This is a genomic window from Nocardioides sp. L-11A (assembly GCA_029961745.1).
Lineage (GTDB): Bacteria > Actinomycetota > Actinomycetes > Propionibacteriales > Nocardioidaceae > Nocardioides.
In genome coordinates this window covers 5,041,192-5,062,849 of the sequence record CP124680.1, presented here as the reverse complement: position 1 = coordinate 5,062,849, position 21,658 = coordinate 5,041,192, and the positions used below count along the sequence as shown (strand labels likewise).

General features: G+C 72.1%; 18 protein-coding genes and 1 riboswitch. Of the genes, 15 read left to right on the top strand and 3 right to left on the bottom strand.

The features are described from left to right. Nucleotides 1–2: 2 nt before the first annotated feature. From QJ852_24215 to QJ852_24180, 8 genes are all read left to right on the top strand, one after another. The gene (locus QJ852_24215) at nt 3–1,073 is read left to right on the top strand and encodes an MBL fold metallo-hydrolase (protein WGX96239.1); all 1,071 of its coding nucleotides are present in this window, start codon (nt 3–5) and stop codon (nt 1,071–1,073) included. 47 nt (nt 1,074–1,120) lie between these two features. Further along, nucleotides 1,121–1,228: riboswitch (TPP riboswitch) on the top strand. After that, a complete protein-coding gene (locus QJ852_24210; GenBank protein ID WGX96238.1) occupies nt 1,220–2,296 on the top strand; it encodes a thiamine ABC transporter substrate-binding protein in 1,077 nt (358 codons plus the stop codon). (Overlaps the previous riboswitch by 9 nt.) Beyond that, complete coding sequence (locus QJ852_24205; protein ID WGX96237.1) at nt 2,293–3,927, top strand: ABC transporter permease subunit; 1,635 nt, start codon at nt 2,293–2,295, stop codon at nt 3,925–3,927. The genes QJ852_24210 and QJ852_24205 overlap by 4 nt, the downstream gene beginning before the upstream one ends. Then, nucleotides 3,927–4,952 carry an ABC transporter ATP-binding protein gene (locus tag QJ852_24200; GenBank protein ID WGX96236.1) on the top strand — a complete coding sequence of 342 codons (1,026 nt, stop codon included), beginning with the start codon at nt 3,927–3,929 and terminating at the stop codon, nt 4,950–4,952. Before QJ852_24205 ends, QJ852_24200 begins: the two co-directional genes overlap by 1 nt. 10 nt (nt 4,953–4,962) lie before the next feature. Beyond that, a complete protein-coding gene (locus QJ852_24195; GenBank protein WGX96235.1) occupies nt 4,963–6,039 on the top strand; it encodes a phosphatase PAP2 family protein in 1,077 nt (358 codons plus the stop codon). A gap of 291 nt (nt 6,040–6,330) precedes the next feature. Continuing rightward, on the top strand, nt 6,331–7,596 hold the full coding sequence (locus QJ852_24190) for a C40 family peptidase (GenBank protein WGX96234.1): 1,266 nt from the start codon (nt 6,331–6,333) through the stop codon (nt 7,594–7,596). A 38-nt stretch (nt 7,597–7,634) separates the two neighbouring features. Next, complete coding sequence (locus tag QJ852_24185) at nt 7,635–9,632, top strand: acyl-CoA dehydrogenase (protein ID WGX96233.1); 1,998 nt, start codon at nt 7,635–7,637, stop codon at nt 9,630–9,632. Continuing rightward, on the top strand, nt 9,629–10,312 hold the full coding sequence (locus tag QJ852_24180; protein WGX96232.1) for a methyltransferase domain-containing protein: 684 nt from the start codon (nt 9,629–9,631) through the stop codon (nt 10,310–10,312). Before QJ852_24185 ends, QJ852_24180 begins: the two co-directional genes overlap by 4 nt. A 118-nt stretch (nt 10,313–10,430) precedes the next feature. Here QJ852_24180 and QJ852_24175 read toward each other — a convergent pair whose 3' ends face one another. After that, complete coding sequence (locus tag QJ852_24175) at nt 10,431–10,919, bottom strand: inorganic diphosphatase (GenBank protein WGX99503.1); 489 nt, start codon at nt 10,917–10,919, stop codon at nt 10,431–10,433. Nucleotides 10,920–11,062: 143 nt separating this feature from the next. Between QJ852_24175 and dacB the strand changes: the two genes are divergently transcribed. From dacB to folE, 6 genes are all read left to right on the top strand, one after another. Then, nucleotides 11,063–12,526 (top strand): D-alanyl-D-alanine carboxypeptidase/D-alanyl-D-alanine-endopeptidase, encoded by a 1,464-nt coding sequence (dacB, locus tag QJ852_24170; GenBank protein ID WGX96231.1) that lies wholly within the window; start codon nt 11,063–11,065, stop codon nt 12,524–12,526. A 58-nt stretch (nt 12,527–12,584) separates the two neighbouring features. Further along, complete coding sequence (locus QJ852_24165; GenBank protein ID WGX96230.1) at nt 12,585–13,634, top strand: zinc-dependent metalloprotease; 1,050 nt, start codon at nt 12,585–12,587, stop codon at nt 13,632–13,634. A gap of 10 nt (nt 13,635–13,644) precedes the next feature. Beyond that, entirely contained in the window at nt 13,645–14,673 is a 1,029-nt protein-coding gene (gene tilS, locus QJ852_24160; GenBank protein ID WGX96229.1) for a tRNA lysidine(34) synthetase TilS, read from the top strand. A gap of 4 nt (nt 14,674–14,677) precedes the next feature. Further along, nucleotides 14,678–15,229, top strand: coding sequence for a hypoxanthine phosphoribosyltransferase (gene hpt, locus QJ852_24155; protein ID WGX96228.1), 552 nt, complete (start codon nt 14,678–14,680; stop codon nt 15,227–15,229). 130 nt (nt 15,230–15,359) lie between these two features. Continuing rightward, nucleotides 15,360–17,429: an ATP-dependent zinc metalloprotease FtsH gene (gene ftsH / locus QJ852_24150; GenBank protein WGX96227.1), complete on the top strand. Its 2,070-nt coding sequence runs from the start codon at nt 15,360–15,362 to the stop codon at nt 17,427–17,429. 17 nt (nt 17,430–17,446) lie between these two features. Then, on the top strand, nt 17,447–18,067 hold the full coding sequence (folE, locus tag QJ852_24145) for a GTP cyclohydrolase I FolE (GenBank protein ID WGX96226.1): 621 nt from the start codon (nt 17,447–17,449) through the stop codon (nt 18,065–18,067). Between the two features lie 241 nt (nt 18,068–18,308). Here folE and QJ852_24140 read toward each other — a convergent pair whose 3' ends face one another. After that, the gene (locus tag QJ852_24140; protein ID WGX96225.1) at nt 18,309–19,700 is read right to left on the bottom strand and encodes a bifunctional dTDP-4-dehydrorhamnose 3,5-epimerase family protein/NAD(P)-dependent oxidoreductase; all 1,392 of its coding nucleotides are present in this window, start codon (nt 19,698–19,700) and stop codon (nt 18,309–18,311) included. Between the two features lie 2 nt (nt 19,701–19,702). Continuing rightward, complete coding sequence (gene rfbB / locus QJ852_24135) at nt 19,703–20,701, bottom strand: dTDP-glucose 4,6-dehydratase (GenBank protein WGX96224.1); 999 nt, start codon at nt 20,699–20,701, stop codon at nt 19,703–19,705. Between the two features lie 18 nt (nt 20,702–20,719). Here rfbB and rfbA point away from each other — a divergent pair, with 18 nt between their 5' ends. Beyond that, entirely contained in the window at nt 20,720–21,613 is an 894-nt protein-coding gene (rfbA, locus tag QJ852_24130) for a glucose-1-phosphate thymidylyltransferase RfbA (GenBank protein ID WGX96223.1), read from the top strand. The last annotated feature ends 45 nt before the right edge of the window (nt 21,614–21,658 follow it).

The window sequence follows — 21,658 nt, the reverse complement described above, 5'->3', positions numbered from 1 at the left end:
TCATGACCACTGGAGGGATCGCCACCGGCCACGCCGTCTCGCCCGACTCCGGTCGGTACTGGTCCGACGAGGGCGCCTGGCAGGTCGCCGAGGGGATCTGGCGGATCCCGCTGCCCCTTCCGATGGACGCGCTGAAGGCCATCAACGTGTACGTCGTCCAGGGTGACGACGGCCTGACGCTGATCGACGGCGGCTGGTCGATCCCGGTCGCGCGCGAGCTGCTCGACAAGAGCCTGCGCGCGATCGACTCCGGCTTCGGGGACATCAAGCGGTTCCTGGTCACCCACGTGCACCGCGACCACTTCACGCTCGCGACCGTCCTCGGCCACGAGTACGGCGCCGAGGTGGTGCTCGGCGCCGAGGAGCAGCCCGCGCTCGAGCTGCTCCACCGCGCCTCCGAGGCCGACCTCGGCGAGAGCCCGTTCCTCGACATGCTGCGCTCCGCGGGCGCCGAGGAGGTCGCCGAGCAGTGGCGCGAGGGCCACGACGGCGCGCTCCCCGATGCCGCCGACTGGGCCTTCCCCGACGTCTGGCTCGACGGCGACCGCACCTTCGACATCGGCCGCCGGCAGATCGACGCCGTCCACACCCCGGGACACACCCCCGGCCACTATGTGTACGCCGACCAGCGTGAGGGAGTGCTCTTCGCCGGCGACCACGTGCTGCCCACGATCACCCCGTCGATCGGCTTCACCGCGCCGCCCGCCGACCAGCCGCTGGGTCAGTTCATGGCCTCGCTCGCGCGGGTCCGGGAGCTCCCCGACCTGCGCATCCTGCCCGCGCACGGCCCGGTCGCGCCGTCGTCGTACGCGCGCGTCGACGAGCTGCTCGCGCACCACGAGCACCGCCTCGCGCTGTGCCTGGCCTCGCTCGCGGAGCGCGGTGCCGTCACCTCGCTGGTCGTCGCCAAGGACCTCGGCTGGACCCGGCACGAGCGGGCCTTCGGCGAGCTCGACGTCTTCAGCCAGGGGATGGCCGCGATGGAGACCAAGGCCCATCTCGACCTGCTGGTCGCCCGCGGCCAGGCGACGTCGGCGGATCACCCGGACGGCGTCGTCTACGCCGCGCGCTGACGGCCACGCCCGGCGCGCGAGGCCGCGCCGGGACGGCCTAGACTGGCGGCGTCAGACAGGGGAGCACCCATGGGTGCTGAGAGTGCGGCGCGGGCCGCAGACCCTCCGAACCTGATCCGGTTAGCACCGGCGAAGGGAGTCATCCGATGCGTACGCGCATGCTCACGGGCCGCCTCGGGGGCCTCGGCCTCGCGGCCCTCACGACGTCCGCCCTCCTGGCGAGCGGCTGCTCGCTGATCGGCAGCGAGAGCGACGGCGACGGGTCCGGGGCCACCACGGTCACCTTGGTGACCCACGAGTCGTTCGCGATCCCCGACGAGCTCGTGGCGGCGTTCGAGAAGGACACCGGCTACGACCTCAAGATCAGCAAGCTCGAGGACGCCGGCGCGCTGACCAACGAGCTGGTGCTCACGAAGAGCAACCCCGTGGGTGACGTGGTGTTCGGCGTCGACAACACCTTCGCGACCCGCGCGGTCGACGAGGGCGTGTTCGCGCCGTACGCCCCGACACTGCCGCGTGGCGCCGACGCCTACGAGCTCCCGGGCGACGAGGACGACGCGCTCACGCCGGTCGACACCGGCAGCGTCTGCGTCAACGTCGACGACGCCTGGTTCGAGGCGGAGGGCGTCCCCGCCCCGACGACCCTCGACGACCTCACCAAGCCCGCCTACCAGGACCTCTTCGTGATCCCGGGCGCCAGCACCAGCTCACCCGGACTGGCCTTCCTGCTCGCGACCATCGGCCGGTACGGCGACGACTGGTCGTCGTACTGGACCAAGCTCATGGCCAACGGCGCCAAGGTGGTCAAGGGCTGGTCCGACGCCTACTACACCGACTTCACCTTCTCCGGCGGCGACCGCCCGATCGTCGTGTCGTACGACTCGTCGCCGGCGTTCACCCTCGACGAGGCGGGGGAGGGCTCGACGACGAGCACGCTGCTCGACGGCTGCTTCCGGCAGGTGGAGTACGCCGGTGTCCTCGCCGGCGACGAGACCGAGACCGCCGGCGCCCACGCGGTGATCGACTGGCTGCTCTCGCCCGAGGTGCAGGCGGCGCTGCCGGAGTCGATGTACGTCTTCCCGGTCGACGCGGACGTCGAGCTTCCCGCCGACTGGGCGACGTACGCCGAGCGCCCCGCTCGGACCGAGGACGTCGCGCCCGCCGAGATCGCCGCCGAGCGCCAGGCGTGGCTGGAGGAGTGGACGGAGATCGTCTCGCGATGATGGTCCGGCGACTGGGCCTGGGGCTGCTCGCCGCGGTCCCGGTCGCCGTCGTCGGCGTCTTCTTCGTGCTGCCCGTCGGCGCCATGCTCCAACGGGGCGTGTGGCCGGACGGATCGTTCGACCCCGGCGCGGTGCTCGACGTGCTGCGCCGCCCCCGCACGGGGCGGGTGCTGTGGTTCACGGTCTGGACGAGCACCGTCGCCACGACGGTCGCCGTGCTGCTCGGCCTGCCGGCGGCGTACGTCCTGCACCGGCTGCGCTTCCCCGGCCGGGCGCTGGTCCGCACTGCGCTGCTGGTGCCCTTCGTGCTGCCCACCGTCGTGGTCGGCCTGGCGGTGCGTGAGCTGATCGCCGACGCGGGTCCGCTGGGCGTCCTCGGCCTCGACGGCACCCCGGCCGCGATCCTGATCGGCCTGGTCTTCTTCAACGTGGCGGTGGTGATCCGGACCGTGGGTGCGGCCTGGGAGGGCCTGGACCGGCGCCCGGCCGAGGCCGCGGCGGCGCTGGGGGCGACGCCGGCCCAGGTGTTCCGCACGGTCACCCTCCCGGCGCTGCGGCCCGCGATCGTGTCCGCGGCGAGCGTGGTCTTCCTGTTCTGCGCGACGGCGTTCGGTGTGGTGCTCGTCCTCGGCGGCGTGCGCTACTCGTCGGTGGAGACGGAGATCTACCTGCTCACCGCCGACCTGCTCGACCTGCCCGCCGCGGCGGCGCTCTCGCTCGTGCAGATGCTGGCGGTCGTCGTCCTGCTCGTCGTGGTGGGCCGGCTGCGCGCCGTACCGGACCCGACGGTGCGGCGGGTCGCGGCCGCCCCGGCGCGGCCACGGTGGCGCGACGCCCCGGCCCTGGCGGTGACCCTGATGACGCTCGGACTGGTTGCGCTGCCGGTGCTGGCGCTGCTGGTCGGCTCGGTGCGCCGCGACGGCCACTGGACGCTCGCGCACTATCGCGCGCTCGCCGGATCGGCCGACGGCCTGCTCCAGGTCTCGGTCACCGACGCCCTCGCGGCCTCGCTCCGGATCGCGCTGGACGCCACCTGGATGTCGCTGTCGCTGGGCCTCATCGTGGCCTTCGTGGTGACGCGCACCGTCCGCACCCGCGCAGGGCGGCGGGCCCGGGCGGTGCTCGACGGCCTCTTCATGCTCCCGTTGGGGGTCTCGGCCGTGACGCTCGGCTTCGGCTTCCTGATCGCCCTCGACCAGCCCCCGCTGGATCTACGGGCCAGCCCGGTGCTGGTGCCGATCGCCCAGGCGCTGGTGGCGCTGCCGCTCGTGGTCCGGGTGCTGGTGCCGGTGCTCGCGGGCATCGACGACCGCCAGCGCCAGGCCGCCGCGTCGCTCGGCGCGGGTCCGGTGCGCACCCTGCTGACGGTCGACCTCGCCGTCGTCTGGCGGCCGCTGCTGGCCGCCGCGGGCTTCGCGTTCGCGGTCTCGCTGGGGGAGTTCGGCGCCACCTCGTTCATCGTGCGCCCCGCGGAGCCGACCCTGCCGGTCGTGATCTACCGTCTGCTCGGCCATCCCGGCGCCCTCAACTACGGCACCGCGATGGCTGCCTCGGTGGTGCTCGCCGCCGTCACCGCCGGTGTCATCCTCGTCGTCGAACGGCTGCGTGTGCCGGGAGTAGGAGCCTGGTGATGCTCGATCTGCAGGGGGTCGCCGTCGCGTTCGACGGGACCACGGTCGTCGACCACGTCGACCTGAACGTCGCGGACGGGGCCGTGCTCGCCGTCCTCGGTCCGTCGGGCTGCGGGAAGTCGACCCTGCTGCGGGCCGTCGCCGGTCTCGAGCCGCTCGCCGCGGGCCGGATCGCGTGGGATGGCGCCGATCTCGCCGGCACGCCCACCCACCGGCGCGGGTTCGCGCTGATGTTCCAGGACGGCCAGCTCTTCGACCATCTCACCGTGGCCCGCAATGTCGGCTACGCCCGCCGCCTGCAGGGCGGCTCCCGGTCCGCCGTCCGCACCGAGGTCGCCGACCTGCTCGACCTCGTGGGCCTCGGTGGGTACGCCGATCGCCTGCCCCGCACCCTGTCCGGGGGCGAGCGACAGCGGGTCGCGCTGGCCCGCTCGCTCGCGGCGCGGCCCCGGCTGCTGCTGCTCGACGAGCCGCTCAGCGCCCTCGACAGCGGCCTGCGCGGCCGGCTGGCCGCCGACCTGCGCCGCATCCTCGTCGAGTCCGGTACGACGGCGCTGCTGGTCACCCACGACCAGGACGAGGCCTTCGCGGTGGCCGACCGGCTGGCCGTGATGCGGGCCGGACGCATCGTCCAGGAGGGCGCCACCGGTGACGTGTGGGCGCATCCGGTCGATGCCGACACCGCGCTCTTCCTCGGCTACGGCCGGGTGCTGGAGGGGGCGGCCGCCGCGGCCCTGCTGCGGCGCGCCGGACTGCCGCCGGCCCCGGGCGCGGTGGCGTTGCGCCCCTCCGCCGTGCTGGCCGGCGACGGCCCGGGCGGGATCCCGGCCGTGGTCCGCAGCTTCCGCCCGGCCCCCGACGCCGGCCGGCTCGTGGTGTCGGTCGAGGGCGTCGGCGACCTGGACGCCGTGGGCGCGCCGGGGTGGGTCACGGAGCCGGGCCGACCTGTCGTCGTACGTGTCGAAGCGCACGCGATCGCCGTCCTGCCGGGCGCTGCCACCGACCCGGCTGGCGGCGCACCGTAGGATCCCTCGGGTGTATCGCCGCGCCTACACCCTTCTCATCGGCACGGCCGCGCTCATGCTGGGCCTCGCTGTCTTCACCGCGTGGAAGCTCGATCGCCGGCTTCTCGACCCGGAGGGGAGCTTCCTGGGTCCGTCGTACATCCGGTTGCCGCTGCTCCTCTTCGGCGCCCTGCTGCTCGACCTGCTGCCCCTGGCGCTGTGGAAGGCCCACGGGCGTCCCAGCCGGGTGGTCCCGGTCGTGCGGGAGCGGCTGAAGACGCACTGGACCAAGGAGCGCGCGACGCTGGTCGCGATCGGCGTCATCAGCTTCTACCTCACCTACGTCAGCTACCGGAACCTCAAGTCGTTCCTGCCGTTCGTGCGCTCGGACCCCGATGCCGAGCCCGGCGTGGTCAAGGCGCTGTCCTACGACCGCGAGCTGCACATCATGGACCGGGTCATGTTCTTCGGGCACGACCCGAGCGACGTACTGCACGCGGTCTTCGGCACCAGCCTCACGGCGCACGTCCTGTCGCCGATCTACCTGATGTTCCTGCCGCTGGTGCCGCTCGGCCTGACCGCCTGGCTGGTGTGGTCGCGCAACCTGTCCTTCGGCTACTGGTTCGTGACCTCGCAGTGCCTGGCCTGGTCGCTCGGCACGCTGTCCTACTACCTGCTGCCGACCCTCGGCCCGGGCATCGCGTTCTGGCCGGAGTACACCTCGCTCGCGCACACCGGCACGACGGACCTGATGGACAGCATCGTCAACGCACGCGGCAACGTGCTCTACGGCGGAGCGACCCAATCGGTGAACTCGATCGCCGGCTTCGCCAGCCTGCACACGGCGATCACGCTGCTGATCGCGCTGATGGTGCAGTACACGCTGCACTCGAAGCTGCTCAAGTGGATCTTCTGGGTCAACTTCGGCCTCACCGTGATCGCCACGCTGTACTTCGGCTGGCACTACGTCGCCGACGACCTCGCCGGCATCGCCATCGCGATCGTCGCCTTCTACGTCGGCGGCATCGCCAGCGGCCAGAAGTTCGACCGACATCTGCACTCGCATCCCACGACGACCACGTCCAAGGTCCCCGTCGACATCGACTGAGTCTGATGGCGCGAGCGCGTCGCTCGTTCCTCGCGCCGCGCTGCCGCGCGCGCGGTTGGCCTGCGTAGATCCCGCCTGTGCGTCGGCACGGCGCAAAGCGCCGCTCTCGTCGGCTCCGGTCGCTCGTTCCTCGCTCCCTGCGCCTCCTCCGGCGGCGTTCCCGCCGTGACCTCGGCGGTAGCGAAGTTCGAGAACTACATCGGTGTAGTTCGCAAGTCGACACGCCGTTGGCACGTGAGATTTCTGAGATTTTTGTTTCGGATGTGACGAAAGAGCACTACGGTGACGCAAGTGCGTTCTCCCAGCCTCGGTTCCGGACTGCTCGCCCTCGTCGTGACGGCGGTGGTCTGCGTCCCCGGGGCCCAGGCGGACCCGCCCGCCGACCCGGCCGTCCCGGCCACCCCGGCCACCCCGAGTGCCCCGAGTGCCCCGAGTGCCCCGAGCGCCGCGGATGTGCAGGCGGCCCAGGAGCGAGCCGGTGCCGCGAAGAGCGATGTCGCCGCGATCCGGCAGCGGCTGACCGAGGCCGCGGCCCGGCTGGACGCCGCGACCGTCCGCGCCGCGAAGGCGACCGAGGCATGGAACGGCGCCCGCTGGGCGGCTCGCACCGCCCGGGTCGCCGCGCGGCAGGCGGCCGCCGACGCCGCCGCGGCGGAGCAGACCCTGACCGCGCACAAGGCGGCGTTCCGCGCCGCGGTGATCACCGCCCAGGGCCTGGGCCTGGAGATGTCGGTGGTGACGGCGCTCGTCGACGCCGACGGCATCGACACCCTGCTCGAGGAGTCGGCCGCCAGCGACTACGTGCAGTCGCTGTTCGACCAGCGCCGGATCGCCTACGTCGACGCGGCCGATGCCGCCGCCACCGCGTCGGCCGAGGCCTCCGCGGCCTCCGACCGGGCCGCGACGGCGCTCGCCGACGCGCGGGCCGCACGCGACGCCGCCCGCGCTGCCGTCGGCGACGCGGCCGCGGTCACCGAGCGGATCGAGGCCCGTCGTACCCGGCTGGTGCAGCGGCTGGCCCGGCTCCAGGGGGTGAGCGTGTCCGTCGCCCGCGCGCATCAGGCCGCGGTCGACGCCGAGGCCGCCGCGCAGGCAGCGGCTGCGGCCCAGGCCGCCCAGGCCGCCCAGGACGACCCCGGCGGCCGGCAGCCGAAGCCCGACGCCCCGGCCGCCCCGGTCACCCCGCCCGCCCCCGCGGGCGACGCGCAGGCGGTCATCGCCTTCGCCCGCGCCCAGCTCGGCGAGCCCTATCGCTGGGGCGCGGCGGGCCCGAGCTCCTGGGACTGCTCCGGGCTCGTCGCGAAGGCGTGGGCGGTGGCTGGGAAGAGCCTGCCGCACTACTCCGTCGCCCAGTACGAGCAGTCCACGCCGATCAGCCGCGACCAGCTGCGACCCGGCGACCTGGTCTTCTGGTCCGACGGCGGGCCGGGCTCGATCTTCCACGTCGCCCTCTACGCCGGCGACGGCCGGATCATCCACGCCCCGCGCACCGGGCGTCCGGTCAGCGAGGAGTCGATCGACTACTGGCGCACCCCGGACTTCTTCGCGCGGCCCTGACCGTCCTCCCCGTCGCGCCGATCCACTAGGTTCGCACCATGGCCGAGGAGTCCACCGCGACCGCGCCCCCGGAGCTGAGCGTCGATGTCGCCGCCCTGACCGACCTGCTCGACGGCAGGTACGCCGACGTCCGTCGCACCGTGCGCGAGCTGCTACCGGCCTACGCCTCCGTGCTGGAGGACGCCGAGACGATGCCGCGCGCGGAGTTCCGTGAGCGGGTCCTGGAGGTGGTGCTGGAGATGGCCGGCACCGGCGCGGCGGCGATGGGCTTCCCGAAGGAGTACGGCGGCGGGGGCGACATCGGCGCCTCGATCGCCGCCTTCGAGACCCTCGCGTACGGCGACCTGTCGGTGCTCGTCAAGGTCGGGGTGCAGTTCGGCCTGTTCGGCGGCGCGATCCTGCAGCTCGGCACCCAGCGTCACCACGACGCCTATCTGGCCGACGTGGTCGCCGGCCGGCTGCTCGGCTGCTTCGCGATGACCGAGACCGGCCACGGCAGCAACGTCCAGGCGCTCGGCACCGTCGCCACCTACGACCCGGAGACCGGCACCTTCGTCATCACGACGCCCACGCCCGAGGCGGGCAAGGACTACATCGGCAACGCCGCGGCCCATGCGCGGGTCGCCGTGGTGTTCGCCCAGCTGGAGGTGAGCGGCGAGCGGCACGGCGTGCACGCGCTCGTCGTACCCCTGCGCGACGAGAGCGGCGCCACCCTGCCCGGGGTCCGGATCGAGGACGACGGCGCCAAGATGGGCCTGGGCGGCGTCGACAACGGCCGGATCTGGTTCGACCCCGACGGCACCGTGCGGGTGCCCCGGGAGAACCTGCTCAACCGGTTCGCCGATGTCACCGAGGACGGGACGTACGTCAGCGACATCGAGAGCCCGGGCCGGCGGTTCTTCACCATGCTCGGCACCCTGGTGCAGGGGCGGGTGTCGGTCGGTGCGGCGGGGGTGAGCGCGGCGAAGACGGCGCTGACGATCGCCGTGCGCTACGGCCTGCTGCGTCGGCAGTTCGAGACCGGTGCCGAGGGCAGCGGCGAGGGCGAGGAGCAGCTGCTCCTCGACTACGGCCTGCACCAGCGCCGGCTCTTCCCGCGACTGGCCCGCACCTACGCGCTGCACTTCGCCCAGGAGGTGCTCGCCGGCGAGCTGCACGACGTCTTCTCCGGCATCCGCACCGACGAGGAGACCCGGCGGCTGCTGGAGTCCCGGGCGGCGGGCACCAAGGCGCTGACCACCTGGCACGCGACCGACACGATCCAGGAGTGCCGTGAGGCGTGTGGCGGCGCGGGCTACCTCTCGGTCAACCGGTTCGCCGCGCTCAAGGCCGACACCGACGTCTTCACCACCTTCGAGGGCGACAACCACGTCCTCCTGCAGCTGGTCGGCAAGGGCCTGTTGACCGACTACGCCAGCGACTTCTCCGACCTCGACCAGCTCGGGATGGTGCGCTTCGTCGCCGGACTCGCGGTCGACACCGTGCTGGAGCGCACCCGGGTGCACCGGCTGCTCGAGCAGCTCCGCGACGTCCTTCCCGGCGGCGGGAGCGACGAGTGGCACACCGACAGCGGGTTGCGCGATCCCAACTACCACCTCGCGATGTACCGGTTCCGTGAGGAGCACCTGATCGGCGGCGTCGCCCGCCGGCTCAAGCGCGGCGTCGACGAGGGGATGAACCCCGGCGAGGTCTTCTCGCGGGTGCAGGACCACGTCATCGCGGCCGCCCGCGCCCACGTCGAGCGCCTGGTCCTGGAGGCCTTCGTCTCGAAGGTCGCGTCCCTGCCGGAGGAGGCCGGCGACCTGCGGCTGACCCTGAACCTGCTGTGCGACCTGCACGCGCTGTCGGGCATCGAGGCCGACCGCGGCTGGTTCATCGAGCACGGCCGGCTGAACACCCAGCGCTCGAAGGCGATCACCCGCGAGGTCGCCGACCTGTGCCGCCGGGTCCGGCCGATCGCCCGTGACCTGGTCGACGCGTTCGCCGTACCCGAGGAGCTCCTGCGCGCCCCGGCACTCCTCCGAGGAGAGGCATGATCCGTTCCGCACTGGCCCACGTGCCCGGACTCGGCGGGTGGTCCGACGACCCCCTGTGGGCGTCGTTCTACGACTGGACCGTCGAGCACCCGACCGCCGGCGGCGCGATCTGGCGGCTCGGCATCAACAGCGACCTGCGCCGGCTCTACCGTGCTGCCGACGAGATCGGCCGGCAGCCCGCCGGGAGCCGGATCCTCGACATCCCCTGCGGGGGCGGTGTGGCCCTGCGCGGCCTGCGCCGCGGCCAGGGCGTCGAGTACGTCGCCGGCGACATCGCGCAGACGATGCTGGACCGCACCCTGCGGGTGGCCGAGCGCCGCGGCGTCGCAGAGCAGGTCGTGCCACGGATCGCCGACGTCGGCGACCTGCCGTTCGACGACGTCTCCTTCGACCTGGTCGTCACCTTCACCGGCCTGCACTGCTTCCCCGACCCGGAGCGCGCCGTGGCCGAGATGGGCCGGGTGCTGCGTCCGGGCGGCGTCCTCACCGGCAGTGCGCTGCTCAACGACACCGGACTGCGCTTCGAGCCGCTGCGGCAGGCCGGCCGGGTCGCGGGCCTGCTCGGTCCCGGCTGCACGAGTGCCGACCTCGAGACCTGGTTCGCCCGCGAGGGGGTCGCCGACCTGGTGATCGAACGGAGTGGCGCGATCGCCTACTTCCGAGGGGTCAAGCGCGGCTGAGTGCGACCGCCCGGCGTCGTTGACTTGCCGCAAACCCGCGGTTGAGTTGCCGCATCCTCGCCCGCGAGTGGCCGGCGTGTGGCAACTCGAGGGCGAGGATGGGGAAACTCAACGAGGCTCAGTGGCCTGAGGTCTTGAACCGCTCGAAGGAGGCGACGATCTCGGCCTCGGCCTCGGTGCGGCCGACCCAGTCGGCACCCTCGACGGACTTGCCGGGCTCGAGGTCCTTGTAGACCTCGAAGAAGTGCTGGATCTCGAGGCGGTCGAAGTTCGGCACGTGGTTGATGTCGCGCAGGTGCTCCATGCGCGGGTCGCCCGCGGGCACGCAGAGGACCTTGTCGTCGCCGCCGGCCTCGTCGGTCATCCGGAACATGCCGATCGCGCGGCACTTGATGAGGCAACCGGGGAACGTCGGCTCCTGGAGCAGGACGAGAGCGTCGAGCGGGTCGCCGTCCTGGCCGAGGGTGTCCTCGATGTAGCCGTAGTCGGCCGGGTACATCGTCGAGGTGAAGAGGAACCGGTCGAGACGCATCCGCCCGGTCTCGTGGTCGACCTCGTACTTGTTGCGGCTCCCCTTGGGGATCTCCACGAGGACGTCGAACTCCAGCACTGGCTTCCTCCACACGAATCTCGGCCCGGAAAGGGTCTGGCGTGGGACGTGCTCGCGGGAGCTTTGGAACCTGCCCGACGCCGATGTACGCGTCATTGTCCCGCACAATGTCCTCGAACGCGCAGTCGGGGAGGAGAACCGTGGGGAAGAGGGACCGCGAGCCGGGCACCGGGCGAGCCCGGCGGGTGCTCGCCGGCGGGCTGGTGGTCGCGCTGGTGGTGGGAGCCGGCGTCGCCTGGCAGACCGGCCGTGCCGAGCGGTGGTGGAACGAGTTGCGCGCCGACGCCGGCGAGCCGGCGGACCCCGCCGCCGTCGCCCCGCCGCCGGACGTCGACATCCCCCCGGTCGTGGCGCCGGCCGCCCTCGCCGCCGCGGCCGACGGCGCCGCCGTCCTGGACCGCCGGGCGGTGCGCCAGGCGCTCGCCCCGCTCGACTCGCCCGACCTGGGCCGCCACGTCATCGCCGCCGTCGGGCCGCTGGAGGGCACCGGCCTGACCTACGAGGCGAGCGAGGGTGCGCCGGTCGCGATCCCCGCCTCGACCACCAAGATCGTCACCTCCGCCGCCGCGCTCTTCCTCCTCGGCCCGGACCGCAGCTTCGCGACCACGACCGTGCTCGACACGTCTGCGGCGACGCCGCGGCTGGTCCTCGTCGGCGGCGGCGACCCGCTGCTGGCCCGCGAGCCGGGCAAGCCGTCCGCCGGCGCGACGTACGAGCCCGAGCGGGCCGACGTCCGCACCCTCGCCAAGCGCACCGCCCGCGCCCTGCGGCAGGCCGGCGCCACGACCGTCGAGCTGGGGTACGACGACAGCCTGTTCTCCGGTCCGGCCGTCCACCCGAGCTGGCGGCCCGACTACATCCCCGACGAGGTCAACCCGGTCAGCGCGCTCTGGGTCGACGAGGGCCGCCCGCTTCCCGGCGGCGCCCCGGTCGCCGACCCCGCGCTCGAGGCGGCGGCGACCTTCGCGAAGGAGCTCGCCCGGCGCGGCGTCACCGTCACCGGCGGGCCCACCCGCGGCCCCGCACCCGCCGGCGCCGCCGAGGTCGGCCGGGTCACCAGCCCGACCGTCGCGCAGATCGTGCAGCGGCTGATCGAGGTCAGCGACAACGCGGTGGCCGAGGTCCTGCTGCGCCACGTCGGCCTCGCCGACCAGGGCGACGGCTCCTTCGCCGGAGGCCAGCAGGCCGTCGAGCGGGCCCTCACCGCGAACGGCATCGACCTGCGCGGCTCGGTCCTGTACGACGGCAGCGGCCTCTCGCGCGACAACCGGCTCGCGCCCGGCGTACTCGTCGACGTGCTGCGGCTCGCCGCCTCGGCCGACCACCCGCAGCTGCGTCCGCTCCTGGCCGCCCTTCCGGTCGCCGGCTACACCGGCTCCCTCACCGACCGGATGGACACCGGCCCCGCCGCCGGCCGCGGGCGGGTCCGGGCCAAGACCGGCACCCTCACCGGCGTCACCTCGCTCGCGGGCATCGCCGTCGACGCCGACGGTCACCTGATGGCGTTCGCGCTGATGGCCGACAGGGTCAAGAAGGTCAAGGGTCTGCCCGCGCGGGTCGCCATGGACAACGCCGCCGCCGGCCTCGGCGCCTGCCTCTGCTGACCCGTCCGAGCGGCCGGAGCCCAGGCCCTGGCTGGGGCCGACGGCCTAGGCTTCCGACATGACCGCACCCGCCGCGCCGCTGCCGCCGATGATCGACTGGGGCCTGGCCGTGTCACTGGGGTCCCGGCTGGCGGGCGAGGGACCGGTGGTGAGCCGCGCCGAGGCCGCCGAGGCGGTCGCCGAGCTGCGAGCGGGGGCACACCGCTCGACGGGCTTGGTGCGCGAGTTCACCGGCCTCGACGCGCCGGAGGGCACTGCGCCGATCCTCGTCGTCGACCGGCCGGGCTGGGTGCAGGCCAACGCGGAGGGCTTCGCCGTGGCGACCCGGCCGATGATCGAGAAGCTCGCCGCGAGCAAGCCGCCGAGCGGGATCGGGCTCAAGGTCGGCGCCAAGGTCACCGGCGCGGAGGTCGGGGGGCTGCTCGGCTTCCTGGCGGGCAAGGTGCTGGGTCAGTTCGACCCGTTCCACGAGCCGTACGGCCGGCTGCTGCTGGTCGCGCCCAATATCGTCCACGTCGAGCGCGAGCTCGATGTCGACCCTCACGACTTCCGGCTCTGGGTCTGCCTGCACGAGGAAACCCACCGGGTGCAGTTCACGGCCGTGCCGTGGATGCGCGAGCACCTGTTCTCCGAGATCCGCGCGATCAGTGACACCGTCGAGCCCTCGAGCCTCCTCGAGGACGGCCTGGAGCGGGTCGTCGAGGCGGTCAAGACCGGCCGCAACGGCGGCAGCATCGTCGAGATGTTCAGCACGCCCGAGCAACTCGCCGTCATCGACCGGGTCACCGGGATGATGTCGCTGCTGGAGGGGCACGCGGACGTCGTGATGGACGACGTGGGCCCGTCCGTGATCCCCAGCGTCGCCCGGATCCGCCGCAGGTTCACCAAGCGGCGCCAGGGTGTTGGCACCCTCGACCGGCTGCTGCGGCGCCTGCTCGGGCTCGAGGCCAAGATGGCCCAGTACCGCGACGGCGCCCACTTCGTCCGCTCGGTCGTCGACAAGGTCGGCATGGACGAGTTCAACGCCGTCTGGGCAGGTCCGCAGAACCTCCCCAGCAAGGCCGAGCTGAGCGAACCCGACGGCTGGGTCAAGCGCGTCCTGGCCTGACCCGGCTGACATGGGCCTCCACCCGTCGATCGCCGCCGTCCGTCAGGGCGTACGACGCACGCTGGCCGGTCTCGACCCCGGCGCCACCGTCCTGGTGGCCTGCTCGGGCGGGGCCGACTCCCTCGCCCTGCTCGCGGCCACCGTCTTCGAGGGCCGCAAGACCGGGCTGCGGGTGGTCGGCGCAACCGTCGACCACGGTCTGCAGGAGGGCTCCGCCGACCACGCGGCCCGGGTGGTCGCCCAGATGGTCGGTCTCGGAGCCGACGAGACCGCGACCGCGACGGTCCAGGTCGACCCGGCGGGGCTGGGGATCGAGGCAGCTGCCCGCCGCGCGCGGTACGCCGTACTGGAGCAGCTGCGCGAGCACCTCGGCGCCGGGCTCGTGCTGCTCGGCCACACCCGCGACGACCAGGCCGAGACGGTGCTGCTCGGGCTGACCCGCGGCTCCGGCGGGCGCAGCCTGGCCGGCATGCGCCGGGCGTTCGACCATTGCGCCCGGCCCCTCCTCGACGTGGGCCGGGCCGACACCGTCGCCGCCTGCCTCGCCGACGGCATCGAGTTCTGGGACGACCCCCACAACAGCGACCCCGGTTTCGCCCGGGTCCGGGTCCGGCAGCGGGTGCTGCCCGTGCTGGAGGAGCAGCTCGGGCCGGGCATCGCTGCCGCGCTCGCCCGCACCGCCGACCAGGTCCGCGCCGACGTCGAGGCGCTCGACGCGCTGGCCGCTGCCCTCCACGACCGGATCCGCACGCAACGTCATACGTCCTGTGGGCTGGAGCCCACAGAACGTATGACGTTGCGCGGAGAGGTTCCCCTCGCCGAGCTGGAGGCACAGCCCCGCGCGATCGCGACCCGGGTGCTCCGGCTGGCCGCGCTCGACGCCGGGGCGCTCGACGCCGAGCTGTTCCACGTGCACGTCACGGCGCTGGCCGACCTGGCCGCGGGGCGGATCCGCGGGGAGGTGCAGCTGCCCGGGCACGTCACGGCGTACCGGGACCACGCCCACCTCCGGTTCCGGACGACGCCTGTGGCAGGCTGACGCCATGCACGCAAGCGACGTCGCGGACGACCTGGTCGAGGTGCTCTTCACCGAGGCCCAGATCCAGGATCGGGTCAAGGAGCTTGCGGCCGAGATCGAGCGCGACTACGACGGCAAGGATCTCGTCCTGGTGGGCGTCCTGCGCGGCGCGGTCATGATCATGGCCGACCTCGCGCGGGCGCTGGGCAAGCACGTCGAGATGGACTGGATGGCGGTGTCGTCCTACGGCTCCGGCACGAAGTCCTCCGGCGTCGTGCGGATCCTGAAGGACCTCGACGCCGACATCACCGGCCGCCACGTGCTCATCGTCGACGAGATCATCGACACCGGCCTGACCCTGTCGTGGCTGACCTCCAACCTCGGCTCCCGCGGACCGGCGAGCGTCGAGATCGCCACCCTGCTGCGCAAGCCGGAGGCGCTGCAGATGCCCGTGAAGGCGAAGTACGTCGGCTGGGACATCCCCAACGAGTTCGTCGTCGGCTACGGCCTCGACTACCGCGAGCGCTACCGCAACCTGCGCGACATCGGCACCCTCGCGCCCGCCGTCTACTCCTAGATGAGGTCCGGCGGCGTCGCGCGCGGTGCCGTCATTCGCCTGCCCAACCAGGGACCAGTCAGAATAGGACCCGTCGGCGGCGTGTACCGTCGTCTGATCCTGTCGTGAATATGGGGAGCGAGTTAAGTCTGTGAAGCGCGTTTTCAGGGGGCCCTGGCTCTGGATCGTGGTGGCGGTCCTCGCCGTCGTCCTCGCTCTCGAGTTCCTCGCCCCTGGCGGCGGGTACGACGAGGTCCCCACCTCGCAGATGTCGACGTACATCGAGAAGGGGCAGGTCGAGGAGATCACCTTCATCGACGGTGACCAGGCGATCGAGGCCAGCCTCGACAAGGGCACCCGCGAGTCCGGTGACAAGGTGATGTCCTACTACATCAACGGCCAGCAGGAGACCTTGCTCGCCCAGGTCGACGAACAGGTCGCCAAGGGCACCATCGACAAGGCCAACTCGAAGAACCCGAAGCCCAGCCTGCTCGGGTCGATCCTGGCCACGCTGCTGCCCTTCGCGCTGATCATCCTGCTGTTCATCTTCTTGATGAACAACGTCCAGGGCGGTGGCCGGGGTGTCATGCAGTTCGGCAAGTCCAAGGCCAAGATGATCAGCAAGGACATGCCGAAGACCACCTTCGCCGACGTCGCCGGCTGCGACGAGGCGATCGAGGAGCTCGGCGAGATCAAGGAGTTCCTCCAGGAGCCGGCGAAGTTCCAGGCCGTCGGCGCAAAGATCCCCAAGGGCGTGCTGCTCTACGGCCCGCCCGGCACCGGCAAGACGCTGCTCGCGCGCGCCGTCGCCGGCGAGGCGGGCGTCCCCTTCTACTCGATCTCCGGCTCGGACTTCGTCGAGATGTTCGTCGGTGTCGGCGCCTCGCGGGTCCGCGACCTGTTTGAGCAGGCCAAGGAGAACGCCCCCGCGATCGTCTTCATCGACGAGATCGACGCCGTCGGCCGCCACCGCGGCGCCGGCATGGGCGGCGGTCACGACGAGCGCGAGCAGACGCTCAACCAGCTGCTCGTCGAGATGGACGGATTCGACGTCCGCGGCGGCGTGATCCTGATCGCGGCCACCAACCGGCCCGACGTCCTCGACCCGGCGCTGCTGCGCCCGGGACGCTTCGACCGCCAGATCCAGGTCGACGCGCCCGACCTGGCCGGCCGCAAGCGGATCCTCGAGGTCCACTCCCGGGGCAAGCCGCTCGGGGGCGACGTCGACCTGATGTCGACCGCGCGCCGCACGCCCGGATTCTCCGGCGCCGACCTCGCCAACGTGCTCAACGAGGCCGCGCTGCTCACCGCCCGCAGCAACCAGAAGGTCATCACGGCCGTGATGCTCGACGAGGCGATCGACCGCGTGATCGCGGGTCCGCAGCGTCGTACCCGCCTGATGACCGAGAAGGAGAAGCTGATCACCGCCTACCACGAGGGCGGTCACGCCCTCGTCGCGGCGGCGCTGCCGGGCACCGACCCGGTCCACAAGATCACGATCCTGCCGCGGGGCCGGGCGCTGGGCTACACCATGGTGCTGCCCGACGAGGACAAGTACTCCCAGACCCGCTCGGAGATGCTCGACAAGCTGGCCTACATGCTCGGCGGCCGGGCCGCGGAGGAGCTGATCTTCCACGACCCGACGACCGGCGCGGGCAACGACATCGAGAAGGCCACCTCGCTGGCCCGCGCGATGGTCACCCAGTACGGCATGACCGAGCGACTCGGGGCGATCAAGCTCGGCGAGTCCAACTCCGAGCCGTTCCTGGGCCGCGACCTCGGTCACTCCCGCAACTACTCCGAGGATGTCGCCGCGATCGTCGACGAGGAGACCAAGAACTTCCTCGCCGCCGCCCACCAGGAGGCCTTCGACATCCTGGTCGAGAACCGCGATGTGCTCGACGCCCTGGTGCTCGCGCTGCTCGACAAGGAGACCCTGGACAAGGAGCAGGTGGCGGAGATCTTCACCGCGCTGCGCCTGCGTCCCGAGCGGCCGGCGTGGACCGGGTCCCCGACCCGGGTGCCGTCGACGATCCCGCCGGTGGAGATCCCCGAGGAGATCCGCCGTCGCGCCGAGCAGAACGGCTCGGTGCCCGAGCCGGCAGGCGACGACAGCGGTCAGATCCTCACCCCGCCGGGACCGGGTGGCGACGTGTACGGCGGCGGGCCCGCCGTACCCCCGAGCGACCCGACGCCGCCGGCCCCGCCCGCGGGCACCTGAGAGGCGCGGGCCCCGAGGTGACCGATCCGATCAGCGTGCCCGACCGCGGGCCGCAGGACGTGCCGCCCTTCGACCAGCCCCGGGCGGAGGCCGCCGTCCGGGAGCTGCTCGCCGCCATCGGCGAGGACCCCGAGCGCGAGGGCCTGCGCGACACCCCCGCGCGCGTCGCCCGGGCGTACGCCGAGCTCACCGCCGGCCTGCGGATGACGCCCGAGGACGTCCTCACCACCACCTTCGACCTCGGCCACGACGAGATGGTGCTGGTGCGCGACATCGAGCTCTGGTCGATGTGCGAGCACCATCTGGTGCCCTTCACCGGTGTGGCGCACGTGGGCTACATCCCGGCCGAGTCCGGCAAGATCACCGGCCTGTCCAAGCTGGCCCGGCTGGTCGACCTCTACGCCAAGCGACCGCAGGTCCAGGAGCGGCTGACCACGCAGGTCGCGGACTCGATGATGGAGCTGCTCGACGCCCGGGGCGTGATCGTCGTGATCGAGGCCGAGCACCTGTGCATGACCATGCGCGGCGTCCGCAAGGCCGGCGCCCGCACCATCACCTCGGCCGTGCGCGGCACCATGCTCAAGGACGCCGCCACCCGCGCCGAGGCGATGGCGCTCATCCACAGCCCGCGAGGCTGATCCGCACTTGTAACTAAGTGTTACCGCGCGATTTTCGCGACCAGAGCACCCTGGTAGTAGTCACAACGCCCGGGTAGACGTTTTTGGCGGCGGCGGGGTCACCCGTCGTCGTACTCGACGCACGGCATGCTGCGAACGACGATGTCGATCACTCGCCGGTGCGACTACCCGGGCGCTATGGCTACTACCCGGGTGTTGTTGCACCGCTTTGCGTGCTGTAACCCTTAGTTACAAGCGCGGGTCAGCCCCGCAGGTACGCCGCCAGCGCCTCGTCGGCGTCGGTGCTGACGAACCCGGTGCCGGCGAGCTTGTCGAGGGCGAGGGTGCTGTGCAGCGGCCGCGGTGAGACGTGCTTGTCGGCGGCGTACTCCTCGGTCGTCACCGCGCGGACCCGGGCCGGGTCGTGGCCGGTGAGTTCGAAGACCCGGCGGGCGTAGTCGGCCCAGGAGCGCGGGGTGCCGCTGTTGGTGACGTTGTAGGTGCCGTAGGGGGCGCCGGTGTCGACCAGATGGCGCGACGCCCGGGCCAGCTCGGCAGTGAAGGTGAGGCGCCCGATCTGGTCGGACACGACGGTCGGGGAGGCGCCGTCGGCGGCCAGGCGCGCCATCGTGCGCACGAAGTTGGGGCCGTCGCCGATCACCCACGAGGTCCGCAGGATGTAGTGGCGCGGGGTGCCGGCCACGGCGAGGTCGCCCGCGGCCTTGGTCTGGCCGTAGACGCCCAGCGGGGAGAGGGCGGCGTCCTCACGGTGACCGCCGGCCACCGGCGAGCCGTCGAAGACGTAGTCGGACGAGTAGTGGACGACGGTGATGCCGTGCTCGGCCGCGATCCGCGCCAGCGCGGCAGGAGCGGTCGCGTTGGCGGCCCAGGCATCGACCCGACCCTCGGGGGTCTCCGCCCGGTCGACCGCGGTGTACGCCGCCGCGTTGAGGACGAGGTCGTAGTCCTCCCACGGCCAGGCGGCCAGCGCGGCGGTGTCGGTGAGGTCGAGCTCGGCGAGGTCGACCAGCGTCGCGCCGGGGTGCAGCAGGGCGAGGGCCTGGCCGAGCTGGCCGTGGCAGCCGGTGATCAGGGTCTTCTTCGGCGCCATCGGCGTGACGTCGGCCAGGATCGGGTTGGCGCGGTCCTTGGCCGAGATCTCGACGTCCGCGCTGTCGAGCGGGATCGGCCACGGGATGGCGGCGGTGGCGTCGGCGAGGTTCAGCGCGGGGTACGCCCGTCCCGCGACATAGTGGTGGTTCACCAGGTAGGCGTAGACGGTTCCGTTCTCCAACGCCTGGTACGAGTTGCCGACGCCGCGAGGCACGAACACGGCCACGTCTTCGTCGATCTCCGTCCAGAACGTCGCGCCGAAGCTGTCGCCGGCGCGCATGTCGACCCAGGCGGCGAAGACCTTGCCGGCGGCGACGGAGACGAACTTGTCCCACGGCTCGGTGTGGATGCCCCGGGTCGCGCCGCGCGTGGCGTTGAAACTCATGTTGTTCTGCACCGGACCGAAGTCGGGCAGACCGAGCGCCACCATCTTCTCGCGCTGCCAGTTCTCCTTGAACCAGCCGCGGTCGTCGTGGTGGACGGGGAGCCGGACGACGAGCAGCCCGGGGATCGGCGTCCGCTCGACCCGCAGGCGGTCCACCGTCACTGGCCCTTGGCCGCGTACGCCGCCTCGGTGGCGTCCTTCTTCGGCCGCCACCAGGCCTCGTTCGCCTGGTACCACTCGACCGTCTGCGCCAGGCCCGCCTCGAAGTCGGCGTACTGCGGGGTCCAGCCCAGCTCGGTGCGGAGCTTGCCGGAGTCGATGGCGTAGCGCAGGTCGTGGCCGGCGCGGTCGGTGACGTGCTCGAAGTCGTCGGCGTCGCGGCCCATCAGTGTCAGGATCATCCGGACCACCTCGAGGTTCGACTTCTCGCCGTCGGCGCCGATCAGGTAGGTCTCGCCGATCCGGCCTTGCTCGAGGATCCGGAGCACGGCCGAGGAGTGGTCCTCGGTGTGGATCCAGTCGCGGACGTTCTCGCCCGAGCCGTAGAGCTTCGGCCGCCGGCCGTCGGCCACCTCGGTGATCTGGCGCGGGATGAACTTCTCGATGTGCTGCCACGGGCCGTAGTTGTTGGAGCAGTTCGAGATCGTCGCCTGGACGCCGAAGCTGCGCACCCACGCACGCACGAGATGGTCGGAGCCCGCCTTCGAGGCGGAGTACGGCGACGACGGGGTGTAGGGCGTGTCCTCGGTGAACCGCTTCGGGTCGTCCAGCTCGAGGTCGCCGTACACCTCGTCGGTGGAGACGTGGTGGAACCGGACGCCGGCCTTGCGGACCGCCTCGAGCAGCGTGAACGTGCCGATCAGGTTGGTCTGGATGAACGGCGACGGATCGTTGAGCGAGTTGTCGTTGTGCGACTCGGCGGCGTAGTGGACGACCGCGTCGTGCTGGTTGACCAAAGGCTCGACCAGTCCGGCGTCGACGATGTCGCCGACGACGAGCTGGACCCGGTCCTCGGGCAGGCCGGCCAGCGACTCACGACTGGCGGCGTAGGTGAGTTTGTCGAGGACCGTCACGATGGCGTCGGTGTGCTCTACCAGGTGGTGGACGAAGTTGGAGCCGATGAACCCGGCTCCGCCGGTGACGAGGATGCGCTGCACACGTGCCAGTCTAGGAACATGCGCGGGATCATTCTGGCCGGAGGTACGGGGAGTCGACTGCACCCGGTCACGTATGCGGTCAGCAAGCAGCTGATGCCGATCTACGACAAGCCGATGATCTACTACCCGCTCTCCACGCTGATGCTGTCCGGCATCCGGGAGGTGCTGGTCATCACCACCCCCCACGAGGCCGACCAGTTCCGGCGCCTCCTGGGCGACGGGTCGCAGTTCGGGATCGACATCACCTATGCCGTCCAGCCCTCGCCCGACGGCCTCGCGCAGGCCTTCCTCATCGGTGAGGAGCACCTCGCCGGCGGCGGCGCCGGGCTCGTGCTCGGCGACAACATCTTCTACGGTGCCGGGCTCGGCACCCGGCTGCGTCGGTTCCAGGAGCTCGACGGCGCCGCCGTGTTCGGCTACCGGGTGGCCGACCCGACGGCGTACGGCGTCGTGGAGTTCGACGCCGAGGGCCGTGCGCTGTCGCTGGAGGAGAAGCCCGAGAAGCCGCGCAGCCACTACGCCGTCCCCGGGCTGTACTTCTACGGCACCGACGTCGTAGAGAAGGCCAAGACCCTCCGGCCGTCGGCGCGCGGTGAGCTGGAGATCACCGATCTCAACCGGATGTACCTCGACGAGGGCCGGCTCCAGGTCGAGGTGCTGCCCCGTGGCTCCGCGTGGCTCGACACCGGCACGTTCGACGACCTCAACGACGCGAGCAACTTCGTGCGCGCCCTCGAGGCCCGGCAGGGCACCAAGGTCGGTGCGCCCGAGGAGATCGCCTGGCGGCTCGGGATCATCGACGACACCCGGCTCGAGGAGCTCGCGCAGCCGCTGCTCAAGAGCGGGTACGGCCGCTACCTGCTCGACCTGCTCGACGAGGCCGCGGGCGCGGGTCCCAACCATCTGCTGTGACATTGGCGTGAGCGCGTCGTTTCTGGCTGGGCGCGGGCTCATCAC